This window comes from Silvibacterium sp., assembly GCF_047605705.1.
Taxonomy (GTDB): Bacteria; Acidobacteriota; Terriglobia; order Terriglobales; family Acidobacteriaceae; genus Silvibacterium.
This window is the reverse complement of sequence record NZ_JASGFD010000057.1, coordinates 1-20,003: the sequence shown is the minus strand read 5'-3', so window position 1 is coordinate 20,003 and position 20,003 is coordinate 1. Positions and strand designations below refer to the sequence as shown.

Below are 20,003 nucleotides of genomic sequence, written 5' to 3'. Positions count from 1 at the left end.
GCACTGGCAAGTCCACATGTTCAACGTCAGGACCAGGCATCGATTTACTCAGCCGCCGCAGCCTTCTCTTCCATGTTCTAGGCCCTGCTTGACCGTATTGACAAAGCCCAGCTTGACGGACGGCTTTCTGCGCTCTCGACAAAATATAGCGACAGCTCGGTTCAGGGTCGCGAACGTGAATGAATCGCATTTTTCATAGACTAGAGCAAACGTATTACAGGGAAGGAATAAGCGATGCCAGCAGTCACACCTATCGCGAACACTGTAAACATCGGCGGCGAAGACGTTGATATCAGCGCTCTCCCCCCGGCTCGCCGCGCCGCCTTCCTTGCGCGTCATCAGGAAGACACGGACCGCATTGCTCATAACATGATTGCTGTCCGCGAAGAGACAGCCGAGCTTCAGCGTCGCGGCCTCATCGACGCAGAGGGCAACCTTACGAACCCCGCTGTACTTGAATAAGCAGATATGGCCAGCAGCCGCGATTAATTCTAGTGACTGGCCCATTTGAAGCCGGAAGATCCACGGCCTTACGACCATCGGATACGGCTGGATGCGTGTACCAGCCTGAAGCAATTCAGGTACCCAGTCGATTGCTCCTGATGTCAGCCTGAAATCTTTCGGCTCCGAATCCATGCCCGGCATGCATCCAGCAACCCGCATTTCGTTCCAAATGCCATACGTAACGCGGATATAACGCATTCATAATGTCCGTATAACTCAAACGTGACATTTCCTTGCGCGTAACGCGATCATAACGTGAACGTCACTCCGACATAACAAATGACATTGGTTTGTATCGGCCATAGGTACGAAAAGGGGCCTTAGAGGAACATAAAAGAGACCTCCGTAATTTACGGATCTGTCGTGGTATATCTTCCGGATATACCGTGGTTTAGATACTTTAAATCTACGTAGCTTATTTCGCCCTGGTACCGTATGTGTTCCGTATGTTATGCTCCGCAGCATTATGCCTCGAAAATCGGTTGGCAAGAGCACTTCGCGTTTCGAGTTCCTCATCAAGTCGCCCAATGCAAGCCATGTTGAGAGACAGGTCAAACTCGGTCGCTTCCCCACTAAATCCAGCTACCTCAACGCCCTCATAGATCAAAACCGCACTGGACGCGATGATGGCCTGCTGTCTCTTGAAGAAAAGGTCGCGCGCACAATTGAGAATTTTGATCGCAGACTGGAGGATGAGCTTCGAGTCCTTCGGCTGAACTACGCAACACAGAATGCCTTCCTTCACGCGTTCGTTCGGTACTTCTTGGTGAATTCACCTGAACTTGACGAGCAGACAAAACGGCATACGAGGGGAACCGCAAAGCAGCGATACCAGCGCTTGTTAGAACAGGCTGCACAGATGATGACTTATGAAGATCAGGACGCTTCGAAGATCGATCTGCCTTGAAGCCGGGACAGCCGACAGCAGAGCTAGCCAGGAACGCTGCCGAAGAGAGGTGGAGTGAAGCTCACCTCTTCCCATGAGGAGTTTCGGTGCCTAATATTATAGGCATGGAAAATCTTGCGAGCGTTGGCCATCAGGTCGCAGCGGCACGCCGAGGCGCGGCCCTGCGGCAGATTGACCTCGCGGAGCGCGCAGGCGTCAGTCGCGCCACGTTAGACGCGCTGGAGAACGGCAGAGCGACGGACATCAGCTTCTCGCGTCTTGCACGCATTCTGGATTCGCTTGGAATGCAGCTCACCGTCGGCCAGCTAGGGTCGCCCACTCCCCTCGCAGATCTTCGCCAGCCAGCCAAGAGCAGAAAGACAAAGAATTCCCCCAAATGACCAGCCAGGAACTCAAGAAAACACTCTGGGAGACCGCCGACAAACTGCGCGCGCAGATGGACGCCGCCGAGTACAAGCACCTCGTCCTCGGACTGATCTTTCTGAAGTATGTCTCTGATGCCTTTGAAGAGCGCCGCAAGCAGGTTGCCGAGCAGCTCGCGAACCCGGAGTCGGAACTCTACTTCAGTGACGATCCGGCCGACCAGGAAGCAGCGCTGGAGGACCGTGACTACTACGCCTCGGCGAATGTCTTCTGGGTGCCGCAGCAGGCGCGCTGGGAGAGCCTCCGCAATCAGGCCAAGCAGGCGAACATCGGCCAGCTCATCGACGACGCGCTCGTCGCCATCGAGGACGAAAACCCGCGCCTGAAGAATCTGCTCGACAAGCGTTTCGCCCGCACTCAAATCGAGCCTGCCCGCCTCGGCTCGCTCGTTGATCTTGTCTCGAAGATCGGCTTCGAGGACGGCGACCATGCCAAGGATGTGCTCGGCGAGGTTTACGAATACTTCCTCGGCCAGTTCGCCTCGGCCGAAGGCAAGAAGGGCGGGCAGTTCTATACGCCCGCATCCGTCGTGCGCACGCTCGTTGCTGTGCTCTCGCCGCACAAAGGCCGTGTCTACGATCCCTGCGCCGGGTCGGGCGGCATGTTCGTGCAATCGGAGAAGTTCGTCGAGTCGCACGGTGGCCGCACCGACGACATCGCCATCTACGGGCAGGAGTCGAACCCGACCACCTGGCGGCTGATCGCCATGAACCTCGCCATCCGTGGCATCGGCTTCGACCTCGGCAAGGAGCCTGCCGACAGCTTCACCCGCGATCAGCACCCGGACCTCAAGGCCGACTACGTCCTCGCCAATCCGCCGTTCAACATCTCCGACTGGTGGAACGCCAGCCTCGAAGGCGACAAGCGCTGGCAGTACGGCCAGCCGCCCGCTGGCAATGCCAACTATGCGTGGTTGCAGCATATCCTCTGGCACCTGAAGCCGACCGGGCAGGCGGGCGTGGTGCTCGCCAACGGTTCCATGTCCTCAAACCAGAGCGGCGAGGGCGAGATTCGCCGCCGCATGATCGAAGCCGATGTGGTGGAGTGTATGGTCGCTCTGCCGCCGCAGCTCTTCTTCAACACGCAGATTCCCGCGTGCCTCTGGTTCCTCACCCGCGACAAAACCGCGCACGGACGCAACCGGCAGGGCGAGTTCCTATTTGTCGATGCCCGCAAGCTCGGCCGCCTGGAGAACCGCGTCCATCGCGTCTTCGACGAGACAGACATCGAGAAGATCGCCTCCGCTGTCCATCGCTGGAGGCAGGATGGTGAGTTCGATGGAGCCTACGAGGATGTGCCCGGCTTCTGCCGTGGCGTAAAGCTCGCGGAGATTCAGGAGCACGGCTACGTGCTCACGCCGGGCCGCTACGTCGGCGCGGAAGATGTTGAGGATGATGCCGAGGCCTTCGCCGACAAGATGGAACGCCTGACCGCGCAGCTTGCCGAGCAGATGGCTCGCGGCTCGGAGCTGGACGCCGTGATTCGGCAGAAGTTGGGGGTGCTGGGCTATGGCATATAAGGCCTTCACGGCAAATCGAACCTGTAAGGATTACTTACAAGTTGCTCCTCGGCCGTACCCGGCAACTGTCAAGGATTGCTTGACAGTTGAGATGGCTAGCAGTGACTTCGACCTAGTAGTGGTGGAGTCCAAGCATTTGAGCCCCACGCGCCCGAATAGAAGTGGAAGGGGTAGCGATGCAGGCTGAGTTAGTTCTCGAAAATCCGGTCGATTTGGATCTGACGCGGCTCGAACCGCCCGCGTGGGAGTTTATCCCTCTCGAAAAGCTAGCCCGTGAAATCACCGTCGGCCACGTTGGGCCGATGGCGGATTTCTATGCGAACAGTGGCATCCCGTTCTTTCGTTCCCTGAATGTCGAACCTCTGCGGATCGTGCGGCAGGACCTGAAATTCATCTCGGAAGAATTTCATAGCCAGCTTAAGAAGTCGGCTTTGTCGCCCGGAGATGTGGCTATTGTTAGAACAGGCAAGCCAGGTGCTTGCGCGGTGGTCCCGGATAGCTTTCCGATCGCGAATTGTTCAGACCTTGTGATTGTCCGGTGTGGTGAAAAAATCGACCCACACTTCTTGGCCTATTTTGTTAACAGCGCAGCAAAGAATCACATCGCGGCTCACCTCGTAGGTGCGGTCCAGCAGCATTTCAATGTGGGCTCCGCTCGGAAGCTCTTGGTGCCCCTTCCGAGCCTCAATGAACAACGACTTATCGTGTCAGTCCTAAGAGCTTTGGACACACGAATTGAAGTACTAGAAAAAACGAACGAGGCGCTGGAGGCGATGGCGCGGGCGATCTTCAAGTCGTGGTTTGTGGACTTCGATCCGGTGAGGGCCAAGGTGGAGGGACGCGAGCCGGAGGGCATGGATACCGCCACCGCCGCCCTCTTCCCCAGCGAGTTCCAAGACTCCGAACCCGGCCCCATTCCGTTTGGATGGCATTTGGGTCAGCTCTCCGAGATCGTCGCAGTCAACCCCTCACGCACGCTTCGCAAAGGCGAAACTGCACCTTACCTCGATATGTCGAATGTCCCCACGGCCGGTCCGTCGATCTCAGATGTCGTAGATAGACCGCTTGGATCGGGTTGCAAGTTCGTAAATGGTGACACCCTTCTCGCAAAGATCACCCCGTGCCTGGAGAATGGCAAAACTGCCTTTGTAGACTTCCTGCAGCAGAATGAAGTCGGCTGGGGATCCACTGAGTTGATTGTGCTTGCACCAATCGATCCGGTGCCCCCCGTTCTGGGTTATCTCCTAGCCCGCGATACAAGCTTCCGTAGCTTTGCGGAGCAGAGTATGACAGGCACAAGCGGGCGGCAGCGAGTGCCTCCTGATCAGTTGAAGCGGTTTGGAATGGTGATCGCCGATGACACTGTGTATCGAGCATTCGGTGCAGTGGTAACTCCGATGTTCGATTCGATCACTGCCAATGCCGCGCGCATGAAGACGCTTTCCGCTCTTCGCGACACCCTTCTCCCACGCCTCATCTCCGGCAAGCTGCGCGTGCCGGAGGCCGAAGCCATGCTTGCGGAGGTGCTCTAATGGCGCATCGCCGGGACCAGCCTTACAACGCTCTGCCTTTGCTGCCGCCAAAGCAGGATCTGGAGACCAAGGCCATCCTGAAGCAGACCATCGCCTCTGCCCGGGCGCTAGCTGACCTGCGCGGCATCGCCGCCAAGGTGCCAAACCCGCGCATTCTAATCAACGGCATTGTGCTGCAGGAAGCGCGCCTCTCATCCGAGATCGAAAACATCGTGACCACGAGCGACGAGCTGTACCGCGCGGCCGCCAACGGCGACGGCGTGACCGATGCGCATACCAAGGAGGTTCTGCGCTACCGTGAGGCGCTATGGTATGGCTTCGAGCAGCTTGCGAAGCGTCCGCTGAGCGCGAACCTGGCCATCGAGATCGTCGGCATCATCCGGCAGGTGCAGATGGACGTGCGCAAGGTGCCGGGAACCTCGCTCAAGAACAGTCGGGGCGAGGTGATCTATACACCACCGGAAGGCGAGGGATTGATCCGGGACAAGCTCGGCAACCTTGAGACGTTCATTCATCATGATGATGACGAGATCGATCCGCTGGTGAAGCTGGCGGTGATGCACTACCAGTTCGAGGCGATCCACCCGTTCAGCGATGGCAATGGCCGTACGGGGCGCATTCTGAACGTGCTGTACCTGGTGGAGAAGAAGCTGCTGGATATGCCGGTGCTCTACCTGTCCCACTACATCCTGCGCAACAAGGCGGACTACTACCACGGACTGCGGAGTGTGACCGAGGATTCCAGGTGGGAGGAGTGGGTGCTCTTTATGCTGAAGGCCGTGGAGCAGACCGCCAAAGAGACCTGCGGGCTGGTGAACCAGATTCTGAAACTGATGACCGAGACCACGGAACGAGTGAAGGCGGAGCAGCCGGGGATTTACACCAAGGACCTGATCGAGGTGATCTACAGCAACCCGTATTGCCGCATCCGCTTTCTGGAGGATGCGGGCCTCGCCAAGCGGCAGACCGCCTCCGGCTACCTGCAGAAACTGGCCTCGATGGGGATTCTGGAGCCGGTGAAGGTGGGCCGGGAGATGTACTACATCAACCACGGTCTGCTGCAGGTGCTGAGCGAGAGGAAATGATGATGCAGTCGACATGTTTTTGAAACATGTCGATTTTTTTGCTTTTTTTCGACATATTCTTGGGATGTGTCGATTGTGTCGACACGTTAGTTTTGGGGGCATGCTTGGGGCAAGTGACTGAAAACATGGCGGAAATGGAAGCATTGGGCTGGTTTGAGGACCTCGGCTACGAGGTGGCCGCTGGTCCGGACATTGCTCCCGACGGCCTGACGCCCGAGCGCAAGAACTATAAGCAGGTGATGCTGGAAGAGCGTCTGCGCTCATCGCTGCATCGCCTGAACCCGGAGCTACCTTCGGCGGCCATCGAAGACGCGGTCGGCGTGGTGATGAACGCGAGCACGCCCGGCCTGTACGCCGGAAACCACGAGTTCCACCGCATGCTGACGCTGGGCGTGCAGGTGTACTGGCAGCAGGACGGCGAAACCAAGGGCACCCGCGCCCGGCTGGTGGACTTCGACGATCCGGAGAAGAACGACTGGTTGGTGGTGAACCAGTTCACCGTGGTGGGCCAGAAGGAGCGGCGGCCCGACATGGTCGTTTTCCTGAACGGCCTGCCCATCGCCGTCTTCGAGCTGAAGAACCCGGCGACCGAAAACGCCGATGTGTGGGCTGCCTTCAACCAGCTCCAGACCTACAAAGCAGAGATTCCCGAACTCTTTCGCTCGAACGAGCTTCTGGTCGCGTCGGACGGAGTGTATGCCCGGCTAGGCTCGCTGACCGCGACGAAGGAGCGCTTCGGCGCGTGGCGCACGATCGATGGCACAAGCAAAGACCCGCTCGGCCACTTCTCCGAGTTGGAGACGCTGATCCGTGGACTCTTCACGAAGGCGCACCTGCTCGACTACCTGCGGCACTTCATTGTCTTCGACACGGTCGGCAACTCGAAGCTGATCGCGGCGTACCACCAGTTCCACGCGGTGCGTGCGGCGGTCGATCAGATCCTCATCGCCTCGGGCAAGGACGGCGACGGCAAGGGCGGAGTGGTGTGGCATACGCAGGGCGCGGGCAAGAGCCTGGAGATGACCTGCCTCGCCGGCAAGCTGATGACGCACCGGCTGATGAACAATCCCACGCTGGTGATGGTGACCGATAGAAATGATCTGGACGGCCAGCTGTACGGGACGTTCACTGCCGCAAATGAGGTGCTGGGAGAGAAGCCGGTGCAGGCCGACTCGCGCACATCGCTGCGCGAGCACCTGAACAATCGGCCATCGGGTGGCATCGTCTTCACAACTATTCAGAAGTTTGTTCCGGGCGAGGATGAGGATAGCTTTCCGGTGCTGACCGAGCGCTCGAATGTCGTGGTCATCTGCGACGAGGCACACCGCAGCCAGTACGGCATGAAGGCGCGCATCAACAAAGAAGGCACGCTGCAATATGGCATGGCGAAGTACCTGCGCGATGCGCTGCCGAATGCCACGTATGTAGCCTTCACCGGAACCCCCATCGCCAAAGCGGACAAAGACACGCGCCGAGTCTTCGGCGAGTATGTAGCCATTTACGACATCGAGCAGGCGGTGAAAGACGGCGCGACGGTGCCGATCTACTACGAATCGCGACTGGCGAAGCTCGACCTCGATCCCGAGCAAACACCATTGATCGACGACGAGGTGGACGAGCTGACCGAGGGCGACGAAGAGGCTGCCCGTGCGCGGACGAAGACGAAATGGGCAGCGTTGGAAAAGCTCGTTGGCGCGGAGCCTCGTATACGCAAGGTGGCTGCGGACCTTGTGAAGCACTATGAAGAGCTGAATAGTGTGATGGCCGGAAAGGCCATGATCGTTTGCATGAGCCGTGAGGTATGCGCGCAGCTCTATAAAGAGATCGTCGCGTTGAAGCCGGAATGGCATGATCCTGACCCGTCAAAGGGCACGATCAAAATCGTGATGACCGGCTCAGCTTCCGACCGAGAGGAGCTGCGGCCGCACATTCATAATCTGGCGACGAAGAAGGCCCTGGAAAAGCGTTTCAAGAATCCCGACGATCCCTTCCGCATCGTGATCGTGCGGGATATGTGGCTGACGGGCTTCGATGCTCCATGCCTGGCAACGATGTACGTCGATAAGCCGATGAAGGGCGCGAACCTCATGCAGGCCATCGCCCGCGTGAACCGCGTCTTTCGCGATAAGCCAGGCGGACTCATCGTGGACTACATCGGCATCGCGAACGAACTGAAAGAAGCCCTGCTGGAGTACACGCAGAGCGAGGGTAAAGGCCGCCCGACGATCCCTGCCGAAGACGCCGTTAAGAATCTGCAGGAGCACATCGAAGTAGCGCGTGGAATGCTGCACGAAGTGGACTACAGCGCATTCCGGATAAACGCGCTGCCGCTGATTCGGAACGCTGCAGATCACATCCTCGGACTGGATGACGGCAAGAAGCGCTTCGCAGATACAGTGCTGGCAGCGACGCAGGCGTTCGCTCTATGCTGCACGCTGGACGCGGCCCTGATCTACCGGGACGAGCTGGCGTTCTTCCAGGCGATCCGCGCGGTGCTGACGAAGGGCGATCCCAGCTCAAAGCTCGACGATGAGGCACGCGAGCATGCGCTACGCCAGATCATCTCGAAGGCCGTTGTGTCGTCCGAGGTCATTGACATCTTCTCTGCTGCCGGTCTGAAGAAGCCGAACGTTGGCATCCTATCGGATGACTTCCTCGAAGATGTGCGCGCCATGAAGCAGAAGAACCTGGCCGTTGAGCTGCTGGAAAGGCTGCTGCGCGGGGATATCAAGAGTCGCTTTGCCACGAACGTAGTCCAGAGCAAAAAGTTCTCAGAGATGCTGCAGAGCAGCCTGATCCGCTACCGCAACCGAGGTATCGAAACCGCCCAGGTAATCGAAGAACTGATTGCGATGGCGAAGCAGTTCCAGGAAGCTGTCGAACGCGGAGAGTCGCTGGGGTTGTCCGGAGACGAGTTGGCTTTCTACGATGCGCTGGCAGCAAATGAGGCTTCGGTTCGCGAACTCGGAGACGAGACACTGCGGAAGATTGCGCGTGAGCTCACCGACCGTCTTCGCAAGAGCAACTCCGTAGACTGGTACCTGCGTGAATCGGTTCGCGCTCGCCTTCGCCTGATGGTGAAGACAATTCTCAAGAAATACAAATACCCGCCGGATCGGCAGGAAGAGGCAACGGAAACCGTGTTGAAGCAGGCTGAATCGCTTTCGCTATCGTGGTCTTCAGCGTTCTGAGCAGAACTGCGTTGCTGTCCAAACCGGTCTAACGGTCAGACTACTGGTGTTCAGTTTCGTCCCTCGATTAAGTCACCCTCACGATGGCTTATTCAGGCATCAATGCAAAACTTGTATATTGCTCAATTACATTGCTCTTTCTGAATCGAGAAAAGATGCCCGTCACGCTAACATAGCGATTCGACATATGAGCCTGACCTGCTATCGCATAGTCGTCCGCACTGAGCGTTATTCGGGCCTTGACTCCCGCATCCATATGCAGCAGAAGTAAAATCACATCGCCTTCCATCCTCTCCTGAGGGTTTACGTCGCCCTTCAGAGCAACCACTTTAGCGATGAATCGATCCTCGCGAGATACCTTGGCCGGGCGCAATTGGCGTGAAACATCGTCGATTGACTCAAACATGTCGTAACGAATATCTGCCCGCGAAGGCGCGTCCGGTTGAGATACAGCCTTATCCCACTTTGCTTCGATATACAGTGAAGAATCTTCGTTCTCAACAGGGAATGCCATCAAGGATTCGAAGAAATTACCACTAATGGTAATGTCGCCGGGTTCAGGGTTAACTAAGCGATCTACTTGGTCTGCCAGCACAAATTCTCTAATCTGAGCCACAGACTTCATGACCTGCCTAGTTACTTTCCGACCAAAAGATGGTTCTTCTTCTGTCAAGCCGGCACCATCGACCATAACCGGGAGCTGCGACGTCGGCTCAACCGGGCAGATGCACGATATTACAAAGCTACCGACTTCCGTTTGCCCCATGCGGCAAGACTCGATGTAGGCTTCCGCAGTAGGATTGCTCATCCGAGGATGGAACTTTTCTGGATGAACAACGTCATAGGTAGCCGTCGAAATTGAACGTAGAGCCGCATCAAACAGACCGATACCTGTGAGAAAAGGGACGTATCCAAGCTTCGCCTCGGGCGCTTGATAGCCGAATCTCAAAGTATCTGTGTGCGGATTGAGTACCGTGTTCAGAATGCTTCGAACACTGACTCCCTCGAAGGCGGCCAAGTTGATGATGAAGTCTTCTACGCGATCGTAGTAATCGCCAAAATCTTGAGACTGCGGCAACACTAATTCACTGCGGGGATTTTCTGGGCGGCGATACAAGGCAATCTGAAAGTGTTCTGGGAGCTGTTTGCGTTCCCAACCATGAGCTACCGCATAGCGCTGCAGAGCGATGGGACCGATCCGCTTTAGGGTTTCACGGTCGATGGCACTAGTCATAGGTTTAACTCTCCCCGAGATGCTTGTGCCATGAAGCCGTTTAAGGCATCCATCGTTAGCACATTGGTTCTAGGGATATGCACAGTCCTTGAGGTGTCATTGTCTACAGGGGGTGCTCCATAGAGATTCAAATAATAGGCACACTTCCTTGTCAGCAAATGCTCTCCTGCTTCGTGCTGTAGCCACTGAGCTTCATCCTGAGGCATGACAAACAGAACTAGCAATCTCGGAACCATCTGTCGCATCCGCAGATCGTTGTAGTTCTTGATTGGCAAAGAAAAGCTAATTGTGTCGCCGGCCGGAATTAAGCCAGCTGTAGCTTTCAGTTGAAAGCCCAATTGAGTTTCATTAAATAAAGAATCATCGCTGACGGGGCCCTCTGAGTGAATGAGGATGTCCATACTTTGACGATCTCTCTTCGGGCGATCACAACTAAAACCTGCCCGAGCCGCAAGTGTGTGGACGTACGCGTAGCTGAGCTCTTCTTTGCGGTCGTTATTCGGCAGAGGCATGGTCGGTCTATTTGCCTAATCGCAACTCAATTCTAATTGAGCGTCAATCGAAAGCAATACTTGGTGAGGAGGGTAGCGCGTATGCAACCGGTGATCAGGCAGCAGTTTCGCTTCTAAGCAAATGCTCCGGATGCTTCATGTTGAAGAATATGCTGGGAATTGCGCACCCCCCCGGCAGATATGCATCTCGGTCCACGGATGAGGTACAGCAGAGGTACACCCATCAGCTCGGGCAGGCTCCGCAAAATTACGCTAAACTAATTCTCCTCAACTACTTACAGCTGCCGTCAGTTACGCTCGGCTTCTCTTTATTTTCATAGACATACGCAGTTGGGCCGAGACTCATAATCCGTTGGTTCCAGGTTCAAGTCCTGGTGGGCCCACCATTTTTTGTGCCTCCGTTCTGGTGAAACTCCCCAGACAGCTGTCTCTGGCTGCCGGGCGCTGCGCGAATCCGCTTTGGCGGAGTAGTCTGGTCGCATGGCAACTCGCAAGGCGGCGGCGAAGACAAGCAAGCAGACAAAGAGTAACGCGGCTTCAGGGCTGAAGCGGCCGCGTGCTCCGTTCGACCAGCTGGCGATACAGCAGGCCAAGCGCAGGCTGCTGCGCGATGCTTCGCGCCCGGAAGAGCTGCGCGATCACGCCTTTCGCCAGATGATCTTCGCCATCCCCGCCGGCAAGGTGAGCACCTATGGCAAGGTCGCAGCCGCGGCCGGCTATCCGCGCTATCATCGGGCCGTGGCGCGGCTGCTGCGCACCGAGCTGCCTGACCAGCTCCCCTGGCATCGCGTGCTGGGCGCCGGCGGCGAGGTCAAACTTCATGGCGCGGCAGAGATGGAACAGCGGGCCCGGCTCCGCGCCGAAGGCGTGCGCTTTACGGGCGAGCGCGTCGACATGGAACAGTACGAGCACATCTTCCGCACATGGGAGATCTACTCCTAAGGGATCCTCCTTAAGTGCTCCGCAGCTCTCGCACGCGCAAGGACTACGCTGTGCCACAGGCCTCTGCGGCAGCAGGTCAGCGAACGGCATCACCTTTCTTCCAGTGCGTGGTCTAATGAGTTGCGCGACCGCACCCCGGTCATAAGACATCTCCAGGATCCGGCGAGCGCGGCTCACTGACGCTACGGCATCGGACTGAGCCAGATGTGCCCCATCTTCGTTCCGAGGTGAGCCGTCATGTGCAGTCCAGCGTTTCTTCTCTCCATCGTTCTCGCGTCTGGATGCTTCCGTGTGTACAGCCAGACTCCATCGTCTCCATCCACATCCGGGTATGGCTGCGAAGCCCCGGAGGTGCGATCGGCCCTTGAGACGACACTCTCCATGGATGAGCTGACAAAGCTCACCCTCACCGAACGCAATGCGCGCAGGCAGAAGGCGCTCGGCGCACTGATCGCGAAATACCCGCATGAATACCTGCTCTATCGCGAGCAATGGAATTCGGCGCAACAGCTGGACCGCGATTCGACAGCTGTCTTCGATGCATACCGAGAGCGCTGGGAAAATGAGGCCAAGGCGCATCCGGATGACCCGATGGCGCTGATGATGGCTGGCAAAGTGCAGGCGGATAAGGATTCGGCGGAGGCAATCCGGCTGTTTGAAGCGGCGCGGACAAAGGCGCCGGATTTTTCCTGGCCCTCCTATGAGCTGAGCGAGCTTTACATGCGGGGAACGTATGCCGACGAGGCAAAGTTCAAAGAGAGCCTCGAGCGCTTTTACGCGCTCTGCCCGGCGTGGACCGCAGAAAACTATTATGCGAATCAGGCCGAGAGCTACAAGCTGCGAAAGGATCTGCCTCTGGTCGCGAAGACCGCTGCCGCTCTGCGAGCCGATCTGGCGCAGGAGAGCGACACCAAGCGGCTCGAGGATTACAAGATCCTGTGGCAGCGCGAGTTCCTCACGCGTCCGCCGAGCGAGCACGATGCGGAGCGCGCGCAGATCAGGCAGGACCTGGCGCGGCTGGAGAAAGCTGTGCCCAATGGCGATGCCGAGTGGAGGCTGTTCCTGATCTCAGGCTACGAGCAGGCCGGCGCGACAAACGAGGAGCTCACGGCCATGCGGCTCAAGGCTGCGCAGGACTTCCCGCACCAGGCTCCGGCTGAGCGGCTTGAGCGGGAGGCATGGGACAAGGCACATCCACAACCCGAAGGGCAAAAGGATGAGGCTGCATGGAAGGCGTATTACGCCGCAAAAGTTGAACAGGTGAAGCAATGGATGCAGAACTATCCGGACGACGCGTATCTGCAACGAACGGAGTTCTACTTCACGGTGCAGGATGACCCCTACACGTCGGAAGCCGATGGCGTGGCCGCTGTCGATCGATACGAACAGGCCATCGATGAGTACGGAGGATATGGCATCCTTTCCGCCGCTCCTAGCGATCCGGCGAAGTTTCTCATCACGCATGGATGGCAGCCGGAGAAGGCGCTTGCACTGCTGAAGAAGACCTCCACATACAAAAACGGCGGCCACACCAAAGAGACCTGGAGCACGAGCCTCGACGCGGACACGGTGAAGTCGTTCCATCGCTATGTGGTCTCTACCGACCTCGAAACGCTTGGGCTGATTCTTGAGGCAGCAGCCCTTGCGGACAGGCCGGATGAGGCGCTGAAGTTTCGCGCAGTGATCGAGGAACCTCCGCCGGATAACAAGAAGGCCCTGACGCAGTACTGGACCAACCGCGCACGGCTGGCCGCGCTCGACCACCATCCGCAGGATGCGCTGGCGTATTACCGCATCGCGCTCGACGATCGCATGAGCGAGCCCGAGTATGCCCATGGCGTGCTGCGGGACAACCTGACGGCGGAGTTCCACACGCTGTGGACGAAGCAGGGCGGCTCGGAGACAGCTTGGACTGCATGGAATACGCCCCCTGCCAACGACAACATCAATGCGCAGGAGCCCGAGGCGGCAACAACGGCGGCGGCCAAGCCCGCTGCGAAAACAAAGAAGGCAACGCAGACGGCCGCGGCGAAAGAGGGCGACTGGGAGAAGGTTACGGCGAAGATGCCATCTTTCGAAATGTCCGACTTCGCAGGCAGGCAGTGGCGTCAGTCTGAGCTTGCGGGCAAGGTTGTCGTCGTTGTTTCGTGGGCAACATGGTGCGGACCATGCCACCTGCAGGACGCGATGCTGCAGAAGTTCTACGACAAGGTAAAAGACCGCAAGGATCTCGTGGTGATGAGCTTCAACATCGACGAGAACCCTGGGCAGGTGCTCCCGTTCATGCGCAAGCAGGGCTATACCTTCCCGGTTCTGGCAGCCTCCTCATTCGAAGAAGCGCAGAAGGTGATCCCGAAGACGTGGATCATCGATAAGCACGGTAACTGGCAGTGGATGAAGGTCGGATACGACGACGAGAAGACCTATCCGGAGTTTGAGAAGGATATGCTCGGCCAGATCGGCAAGGTGGAAGCGGGTCAGTAGCGCCTGCCTCCACCTTGCCGGCATAATCTGTAACCAAATCAGCGACAAATAGAGGACAGCTAAGAGGCCTTCTCGTGCCCCAGCGCGGGAAAGCGCAGCAGCCGCACGAGAACTATGGCCAGGCATGCGAGCGCGGCGATCCAGACTACAAAGGCGCAGTCCACGACCCAGTGCGGAGCTGCACCCACGCGACGGAGCAGGAAGGGCAGGAAGTTCCACGTGGTGATGTGTACGTAGTCCCACGGGTCTTCCGCCATCGCCGGAGTGTTGAGGCCCAATGCCTGCATCTTTCCCAGCGCGAAGGCGGCGATGTTCTTCATCCGCAGCGCGATGACAAAGGTAGGATGGCCGAGCGTCTCCATCTGGTAGATCTCGAGCGGCAGCCAGAAAGCGAGCGACACAAGCTGCACGAGAAAGCTCGCGCCGACGATGGCCTGCCCTGCACGATAGATCCATCCCGCGAACGCCGCCCGATAACGCAGCAGCAGCGGCACGGCAAGTAACGAGGCGAGCTCGACGGCGGTCGAGACGTAGCGATCTCCCCATGCGAAGTCGCCGCTCCATACGGTGTAGCGGGCATAGAAGCACATGTAGCCAAGCAGCAGCGCAAATCCAGCGACGAGATACGCGCGCACGGTGCGATCGAAGCGGCGCCAGCCAAAAACGACGAGCACGAGCATGAGAATCAGCAGCGGATCGAAGAGGAAGATCGATTTCTCGGGCGTGAAGAGCGGCCCGAAGAAGCCTTCATGAAACGGCTTTTCGAAAGGGTAGGCTGCAGGAAGGCCAGGATCGCGCTGGCGAGCCTCTCGAGCCACAATGCCGATGTACGTGCCAGCGAAGGAACCGAAGCGGTAGAACTGGTAGAGGCGATCAAGCACGCCGAAGAAGAGATAGACCGGAACGGCGGTACTCAGGTATGCAGAGAGACGTGAGAAGAATCCACGCGTAACGCCATGCTGCGCGAGCAGCAGCAGCACGAAGAGCCCGCAGGCGAGCAGATCGAGGCCAGTGGTGAGACGCGTAAGAAGATTGAGCCCGAGCGCGGCTGAGCCCATCAGCAGATCGCGGCTGCGGCCACTCTCCACCCATGCAAGCTGCCAGGAAAATCCGGCGAGCGTGAGCAGAAAGATGTAGTTGTTCTCCATCAGGTTCTGCGTATAGTGCAGGTGCGTGGTGCACAGCATCAGGGCCAGCGTGCCGAGCATGGCCTGCCGCGGCGAAAAGCGCAGCTGCACGAGAAAGCGAAAGCATAACAACGCGGTGAGCACGGCGAGCAGCATGCTGGTGGAATAGCTGACGACGATGTTGCGAATGCTGGGGTCATCCGTGTAGCCGCGCAGGAGCGGCAGCTGCGCGATGCCCGTGCCGACAAGGTCCGCGGGCAGCATGAGCAGCGATTGGCCGATACCATACCAGCTCTGCAGCGTGCCGTTGCGGCCGTGGATCCCGAACTCCGGATACTCGTTGGGAAAGACCGGCGGCTGCGAGGTCCAGAAGGCGTGCGTGGACTGCAGACGATGCATGGTGTCGGCAGTGCCAATCTCTCCCGACTGCACGACGAAGGCGAGCAGCGCGGCAAAGAGCGCGAGCAGGAAGCCGGGACGGCTCCAGCGCGAAGAAGAAGTGCTGGCTGCGGGGGTGGAAGAGTTGAGCTGCGGCATGGTCCTGTTCCAGCTTAGAGGCAGAAGCGCCTCCAGCGAAAAGCTTTCCATGGTCACCGGGACTCGCGGCCTCTCACGTCTCAACATCGAGACGTGGCCATCCGGATTCCCGTGCTCGCGCGCGGCCACGCTTCGTTACTATGAATGCGTGGCTTCTCTGCTCGAGATCGATTCGCTGACGATACGCTTCGGCGCGGCTGAGGCGGTGCGTGGACTTTCGCTCCAGCTCAATGAAGGCGAAGTGCTGGGGCTGGTGGGCGAGTCGGGCTCAGGCAAGTCGGTGACGGCGCTGGCCATCATGCAACTCCTTGCCCCGGGTGCTCGGACGGAGGGCTCGATCCGCTTCGCGAGCCAGCGCTCGGGCACGGTCGACCTTGCGCGGCTGGGCGCAGAGCCGATGCGGCGTCTGCGCGGACGCGAGATTGCCATGATCTTCCAGGAGCCGATGACGGCGCTGAATCCGGTGATGCCGGTGGGCGAGCAAATCGCCGAGGCCATCCGCACGCATCAACCCGGCCAATCACGGGCCGAGGTGCGCGAGGCGGTGCTGGAATCGATGGCCGCGGTCGCACTGCCCGATCCCACAAAACGCGTGCAGGACTATCCGCACCAGTTCTCGGGTGGCCAGCGGCAGCGCATCATGATCGCCATGGCCATCGCCAACCGGCCACGGCTGCTGATCGCCGACGAGCCGACGACGGCTCTCGATGTGACGGTGCAGAAACAGATCCTCGAACTGCTGGCGAGCCTGCGCGAGCGCTTCGGACTTGCAATGCTCTTCATCTCGCATGACCTCGCCGTCGTCTCCCAGGTGAGCGATCGCGTGGCGGTGATGCGGCATGGGCTGCTGCTGGAAGAGGCCTCGCGTGAGGCGGTATTTGCACGTCCGGCGCATCCTTATACGCGCGCGCTGCTGGGCGCGATTCCGACGATGCAGACCGAGGTTCACAAACCGCTGGCAACGCTGGCACGCAGCCGGGAGAGTGAAGCGCTGCCGCTGCGCGAGGTCGAAGCCGGGCACATCGCGCGGATCGGTTAAGGGCAGGCGGACTTTTCTTCCACGGAAGATGGGAATAGATTGGGAGAGGCCGTCTTATCTCCGTTTTTCATCTCTCTATTTCCGGGCCCTGTTCCACCCATGCGCGTACTCATCCTTTCCGATATTCACGCCAATCTCGAGGCATTGAACGCGGTACTGGCCGCGGCTCCGGCGCATGACGCGGTGTGGAACCTCGGTGATGTTGTCGGCTACGGGGCGAACCCGAATGAGGTCATCGACCGTGTACGCGGGCTGGGCAGCATCTTCGTGCGTGGCAATCACGACCGCGCCTGCAGCGGGCTCGAGGGCATTGAGGACTTCAATCCCATTGCCGGACGCGCCGCCCGCTGGACACGGATTGTGCTCTCGGCCGAGCACACGGAGTGGCTGCGCGAAATGCCGCACGGGCCGGTCATGCCCGATGGACCGCAGGTAAGCTGCGCACACGGATCGCTGCTGGACGAGGACCAGTACGTGACCACGGTGCGCGATGCGTGGGCCCCGTTGAGTGAGGCAACGACGCGGATCAATTTCTTCGGCCACACGCATCTGCAGGGCGGATTCGCCACCAACGGTCAGGAGTGGTTCCGGCTGACGCCGCAATACGGCTCACGGGACAAGGCGGAGGAGTTCGAGATGCCGCTGCGCGAGAGCGGGCGTTACCTTATCAATCCGGGATCGGTGGGCCAGCCGCGCGATGGCGACTGGCGCGCGGCGTTTGCCATCTACGACAACGTGCAGATGACAGTGACCTACTGCCGCGTGCCCTATGACGTGAAGCATGCACAGTCGCGCATCGTCGCGGCCGGGCTGCCGGATCGGCTTGCGATCCGCCTGCGCGAGGGGCGCTAAAGGCCGAGATAAAGAGGTTCGCACTTCCCACCCAAGCGAAGCTTGGATGGGGCACCTTTTTCGTGCCGGTGCCCATAAGAGAAACGAAAGGCCGCTGATCGCTCAGCGGCCTCTTGCGTTTCAGTCTCGTGAAGATTGTTAACGAGGTAAGTTTTCGACGGCCTGACCGACGCGGAAGAGGGTGCTCTCGTCGAAGTGCTTGCCGAGGATCTGCAGGCCGACGGGCAGCTTGTCACTGGTGGTTCCACAGGGAACCGACAGGCCGCAGATGCCGGCAAGACTTGCCGTAACCGTGTAGATATCGGCGAGGTACATCGCCATCGGGTCATCGGTCTTCTCGCCCAGCTTGAACGCCGCAGTGGGCGCGGTGGGCGTCAGGATCGCATCGACCTGGCCGAAGGCGGTGAGAAAGTCGTCGGTAAGCAGACGGCGAACCTGCTGGGCCTTCTTGTAGTAGGCGTCGTAGTATCCGGCGCTCAGCACGTAGGTGCCGAGCAGGATGCGGCGCTTGACCTCGGGCCCGAAGCCGCCCTCGCGTGAGAGGCGGTACATGTCGGAGAGGGTCTTCGCATCGCAGGCGCGATAGCCGTAGCGCACGCCGTCAAAGCGGGCGAGGTTCGAACTGGCCTCAGCGGTAGCGATAACGTAGTAGGTCGGCACCGCGTAGCGGGTATGCGGCAGCGAGACGGGCACAATCTCAGCACCGGCGGCGCGCAGCTTCTCGATGGTCTCTTCGACCGGGCGGCGCACTTCGGGGTCGAGACCCTCGGCGAAGTACTCGGACGGCACACCGAGACGCAGGCCTTTGACACCACGGTCAATATCACGGGTGTAATCAGGCACAGCAATTGTGGACGAGGTCGCATCGAGAGGATCGTGTCCTGCGATGGCTCCCAGCACCAGCGCGGCATCGCGCGTCGACGAGGTGAAAGGACCGATGCGGTCGAGCGACGAGGCGAACGCGATGAGGCCGTAGCGCGAGACGCGGCCGTATGTCGGCAACAGGCCGACAACACCACAGAAGGACGCAGGCTGACGGATGGAGCCGCCCGTATCCGTACCGAGCGTGGCGAGAGCCATACCGGCGGCAACCGCCGCAGCCGAGCCGCCGCTGGAGCCGCCGGGAACGCGGTCAGTATCGTGCGGATTGCGCACCGGCCCATAAGCGGAATTTTCATTCGACGAGCCCATCGCGAACTCATCGCAGTTGATCTTGCCGAGCAGCACGGCGCCCGCGTCCTGCAGGCGGCGGACGGCGGTCGCGGTGTAAGGCGGATGATAGCCCTCAAGGATCTTCGAACCAGCAGTGGCGGGCTGGCCCTCGACAGCAAGTACATCCTTGATTCCAATCGGGATACCGGCCAGCGGGCCGGTGGCCTCTCCGGCATCGGCACGGCGGGCCTGGGCCAGCGCGCCCTCACGATCGACGGAGAGATAGGCATTCACCACGCCGTCCCGCGAATCGATGGCGGAAAGACAGCGCTCGGTGAGGGCGACCGAGGTCTCGCTACGGTCGGCGAGGCTCGCAAGAGCCTCGGAGATCTTCGGCAATCCAGCTTCTACAAGATTCTTCGACATAAACAGTGGGATCCTCGCGTGACGCGGGGTGGGAGCTTAACGCTCGATGACCTTGGGAACCTTGAAGAACACACCGTCGGATGCCGGCGCACTTTTCATGACATTCTCCCGCTCAAGGGACGGGCGGGGCTGATCGGCACGCAGCGCATCCTGCCCGGCAACCGGCTGCAGAACCTCGGCGACCTGGGCCATGGGAGAGATATTTGCGGTATCAAGTTCGTTGAGCTGCTCGACGTAATCGAGGATGGAGCTCAGATCATGCTGCATAGCCTGCTCTTCCTGCGGCGTCAGCTGCAGATGGGCTAGGTCTGCGACCCTGCGGACCTCTTCGCCGGCTACTCGTTCTTTCACAGTCATTTCACTCCCTCGCGGAAAACTTCGACAGCAAAATTATAAATTGCTGCCATCCCGGGGAGCAGAAGCGTGCATCCCTCTGTGAATAGGAGAGCCTTTCAAGAAGCGGAGTACAGCCTGAAGGCTATGGACAACGCGCCAACAATTCTCGCGCTCACGGTTACAAAAGACTCCCGGTCCGCT

The 20,003-nt window shown here is 59.2% G+C and carries 16 protein-coding genes; 10 read left to right on the top strand and 6 right to left on the bottom strand.

The genetic code is table 11. The features are described 5' to 3' along the window. Window positions 1-48: 48 nt before the first annotated feature. Window positions 49-702 carry a hypothetical protein gene (locus QM649_RS16960; protein WP_415200251.1) on the bottom strand — a complete coding sequence of 218 codons (654 nt, stop codon included), beginning with the start codon at window positions 700-702 and terminating at the stop codon, window positions 49-51. A 253-nt stretch (window positions 703-955) separates the two neighbouring features. Here QM649_RS16960 and QM649_RS16955 point away from each other — a divergent pair, with 253 nt between their 5' ends. From QM649_RS16955 to QM649_RS16930, 6 genes are all read left to right on the top strand, one after another. Further along, window positions 956-1,411 carry a hypothetical protein gene (locus QM649_RS16955; RefSeq protein ID WP_415200250.1) on the top strand — a complete coding sequence of 152 codons (456 nt, stop codon included), beginning with the start codon at window positions 956-958 and terminating at the stop codon, window positions 1,409-1,411. Between the two features lie 104 nt (window positions 1,412-1,515). Further along, on the top strand, window positions 1,516-1,791 hold the full coding sequence (locus QM649_RS16950; protein WP_415200261.1) for a helix-turn-helix domain-containing protein: 276 nt from the start codon (window positions 1,516-1,518) through the stop codon (window positions 1,789-1,791). Next, window positions 1,788-3,353 carry a type I restriction-modification system subunit M gene (locus tag QM649_RS16945; RefSeq protein ID WP_415200249.1) on the top strand — a complete coding sequence of 522 codons (1,566 nt, stop codon included), beginning with the start codon at window positions 1,788-1,790 and terminating at the stop codon, window positions 3,351-3,353. The genes QM649_RS16950 and QM649_RS16945 overlap by 4 nt, the downstream gene beginning before the upstream one ends. Window positions 3,354-3,529: 176 nt before the next feature. Then, entirely contained in the window at window positions 3,530-4,885 is a 1,356-nt protein-coding gene (locus QM649_RS16940; protein WP_415200248.1) for a restriction endonuclease subunit S, read from the top strand. Further along, window positions 4,885-5,970, top strand: a complete 1,086-nt coding sequence (locus tag QM649_RS16935; protein WP_415200247.1) for a Fic family protein — start codon at window positions 4,885-4,887, stop codon at window positions 5,968-5,970. The genes QM649_RS16940 and QM649_RS16935 overlap by 1 nt, the downstream gene beginning before the upstream one ends. Before the next feature lie 125 nt (window positions 5,971-6,095). Next, window positions 6,096-9,161 (top strand): type I restriction endonuclease subunit R, encoded by a 3,066-nt coding sequence (locus QM649_RS16930; protein WP_415200246.1) that lies wholly within the window; start codon window positions 6,096-6,098, stop codon window positions 9,159-9,161. Window positions 9,162-9,249: 88 nt separating this feature from the next. Here the strand turns inward: QM649_RS16930 and QM649_RS16925 are convergent, their stop codons facing one another. After that, complete coding sequence (locus QM649_RS16925) at window positions 9,250-10,395, bottom strand: hypothetical protein (RefSeq protein ID WP_415200245.1); 1,146 nt, start codon at window positions 10,393-10,395, stop codon at window positions 9,250-9,252. Further along, on the bottom strand, window positions 10,392-10,907 hold the full coding sequence (locus QM649_RS16920; protein ID WP_415200244.1) for a DUF4365 domain-containing protein: 516 nt from the start codon (window positions 10,905-10,907) through the stop codon (window positions 10,392-10,394). Before QM649_RS16920 ends, QM649_RS16925 begins: the two co-directional genes overlap by 4 nt. Window positions 10,908-11,387: 480 nt before the next feature. On the opposite strand from QM649_RS16920, the gene QM649_RS16915 reads away from it, so the two are divergent. Then, on the top strand, window positions 11,388-11,849 hold the full coding sequence (locus QM649_RS16915) for an MGMT family protein (protein WP_415200243.1): 462 nt from the start codon (window positions 11,388-11,390) through the stop codon (window positions 11,847-11,849). 351 nt (window positions 11,850-12,200) lie between these two features. Beyond that, window positions 12,201-14,333, top strand: coding sequence for a TlpA family protein disulfide reductase (locus QM649_RS16910; RefSeq protein WP_415200242.1), 2,133 nt, complete (start codon window positions 12,201-12,203; stop codon window positions 14,331-14,333). A gap of 59 nt (window positions 14,334-14,392) precedes the next feature. Here the strand turns inward: QM649_RS16910 and QM649_RS16905 are convergent, their stop codons facing one another. Continuing rightward, window positions 14,393-15,997, bottom strand: coding sequence for a hypothetical protein (locus QM649_RS16905; RefSeq protein ID WP_415200241.1), 1,605 nt, complete (start codon window positions 15,995-15,997; stop codon window positions 14,393-14,395). A 49-nt stretch (window positions 15,998-16,046) separates the two neighbouring features. Between QM649_RS16905 and QM649_RS16900 the strand changes: the two genes are divergently transcribed. Then, window positions 16,047-17,036 (top strand): ABC transporter ATP-binding protein, encoded by a 990-nt coding sequence (locus tag QM649_RS16900; RefSeq protein ID WP_415200240.1) that lies wholly within the window; start codon window positions 16,047-16,049, stop codon window positions 17,034-17,036. Window positions 17,037-17,135: 99 nt separating this feature from the next. After that, a complete protein-coding gene (locus QM649_RS16895) occupies window positions 17,136-17,888 on the top strand; it encodes a metallophosphoesterase family protein (RefSeq protein ID WP_415200239.1) in 753 nt (250 codons plus the stop codon). Window positions 17,889-18,026: 138 nt separating this feature from the next. Here QM649_RS16895 and gatA read toward each other — a convergent pair whose 3' ends face one another. Both gatA and gatC read right to left on the bottom strand, forming a co-directional pair. After that, window positions 18,027-19,466 (bottom strand): Asp-tRNA(Asn)/Glu-tRNA(Gln) amidotransferase subunit GatA, encoded by a 1,440-nt coding sequence (gatA, locus tag QM649_RS16890; protein ID WP_415200238.1) that lies wholly within the window; start codon window positions 19,464-19,466, stop codon window positions 18,027-18,029. A gap of 36 nt (window positions 19,467-19,502) precedes the next feature. Further along, complete coding sequence (gatC, locus tag QM649_RS16885) at window positions 19,503-19,823, bottom strand: Asp-tRNA(Asn)/Glu-tRNA(Gln) amidotransferase subunit GatC (RefSeq protein WP_415200237.1); 321 nt, start codon at window positions 19,821-19,823, stop codon at window positions 19,503-19,505. Window positions 19,824-20,003: the final 180 nt, after the last annotated feature.

What these genes read in the sequence shown, in the direction of transcription:
- QM649_RS16960 (WP_415200251.1), bottom strand. Translation starts at nt 702, where the DNA reads ATGCGTTATATCCGCGTTACGTATGGCATTTGGAACGAAATGCGGGTT.
- QM649_RS16955 (WP_415200250.1), top strand. Translation starts at nt 956, where the DNA reads ATGCTCCGCAGCATTATGCCTCGAAAATCGGTTGGCAAGAGCACTTCG.
- QM649_RS16950 (WP_415200261.1), top strand. Translation starts at nt 1,516, where the DNA reads ATGGAAAATCTTGCGAGCGTTGGCCATCAGGTCGCAGCGGCACGCCGA.
- QM649_RS16945 (WP_415200249.1), top strand. Translation starts at nt 1,788, where the DNA reads ATGACCAGCCAGGAACTCAAGAAAACACTCTGGGAGACCGCCGACAAA.
- QM649_RS16940 (WP_415200248.1), top strand. Translation starts at nt 3,530, where the DNA reads ATGCAGGCTGAGTTAGTTCTCGAAAATCCGGTCGATTTGGATCTGACG.
- QM649_RS16935 (WP_415200247.1), top strand. Translation starts at nt 4,885, where the DNA reads ATGGCGCATCGCCGGGACCAGCCTTACAACGCTCTGCCTTTGCTGCCG.
- QM649_RS16930 (WP_415200246.1), top strand. Translation starts at nt 6,096, where the DNA reads ATGGCGGAAATGGAAGCATTGGGCTGGTTTGAGGACCTCGGCTACGAG.
- QM649_RS16925 (WP_415200245.1), bottom strand. Translation starts at nt 10,395, where the DNA reads ATGACTAGTGCCATCGACCGTGAAACCCTAAAGCGGATCGGTCCCATC.
- QM649_RS16920 (WP_415200244.1), bottom strand. Translation starts at nt 10,907, where the DNA reads ATGCCTCTGCCGAATAACGACCGCAAAGAAGAGCTCAGCTACGCGTAC.
- QM649_RS16915 (WP_415200243.1), top strand. Translation starts at nt 11,388, where the DNA reads ATGGCAACTCGCAAGGCGGCGGCGAAGACAAGCAAGCAGACAAAGAGT.
- QM649_RS16905 (WP_415200241.1), bottom strand. Translation starts at nt 15,997, where the DNA reads ATGCCGCAGCTCAACTCTTCCACCCCCGCAGCCAGCACTTCTTCTTCG.
- QM649_RS16900 (WP_415200240.1), top strand. Translation starts at nt 16,047, where the DNA reads ATGGTCACCGGGACTCGCGGCCTCTCACGTCTCAACATCGAGACGTGG.
- QM649_RS16895 (WP_415200239.1), top strand. Translation starts at nt 17,136, where the DNA reads ATGCGCGTACTCATCCTTTCCGATATTCACGCCAATCTCGAGGCATTG.
- gatA (WP_415200238.1), bottom strand. Translation starts at nt 19,466, where the DNA reads ATGTCGAAGAATCTTGTAGAAGCTGGATTGCCGAAGATCTCCGAGGCT.
- gatC (WP_415200237.1), bottom strand. Translation starts at nt 19,823, where the DNA reads ATGACTGTGAAAGAACGAGTAGCCGGCGAAGAGGTCCGCAGGGTCGCA.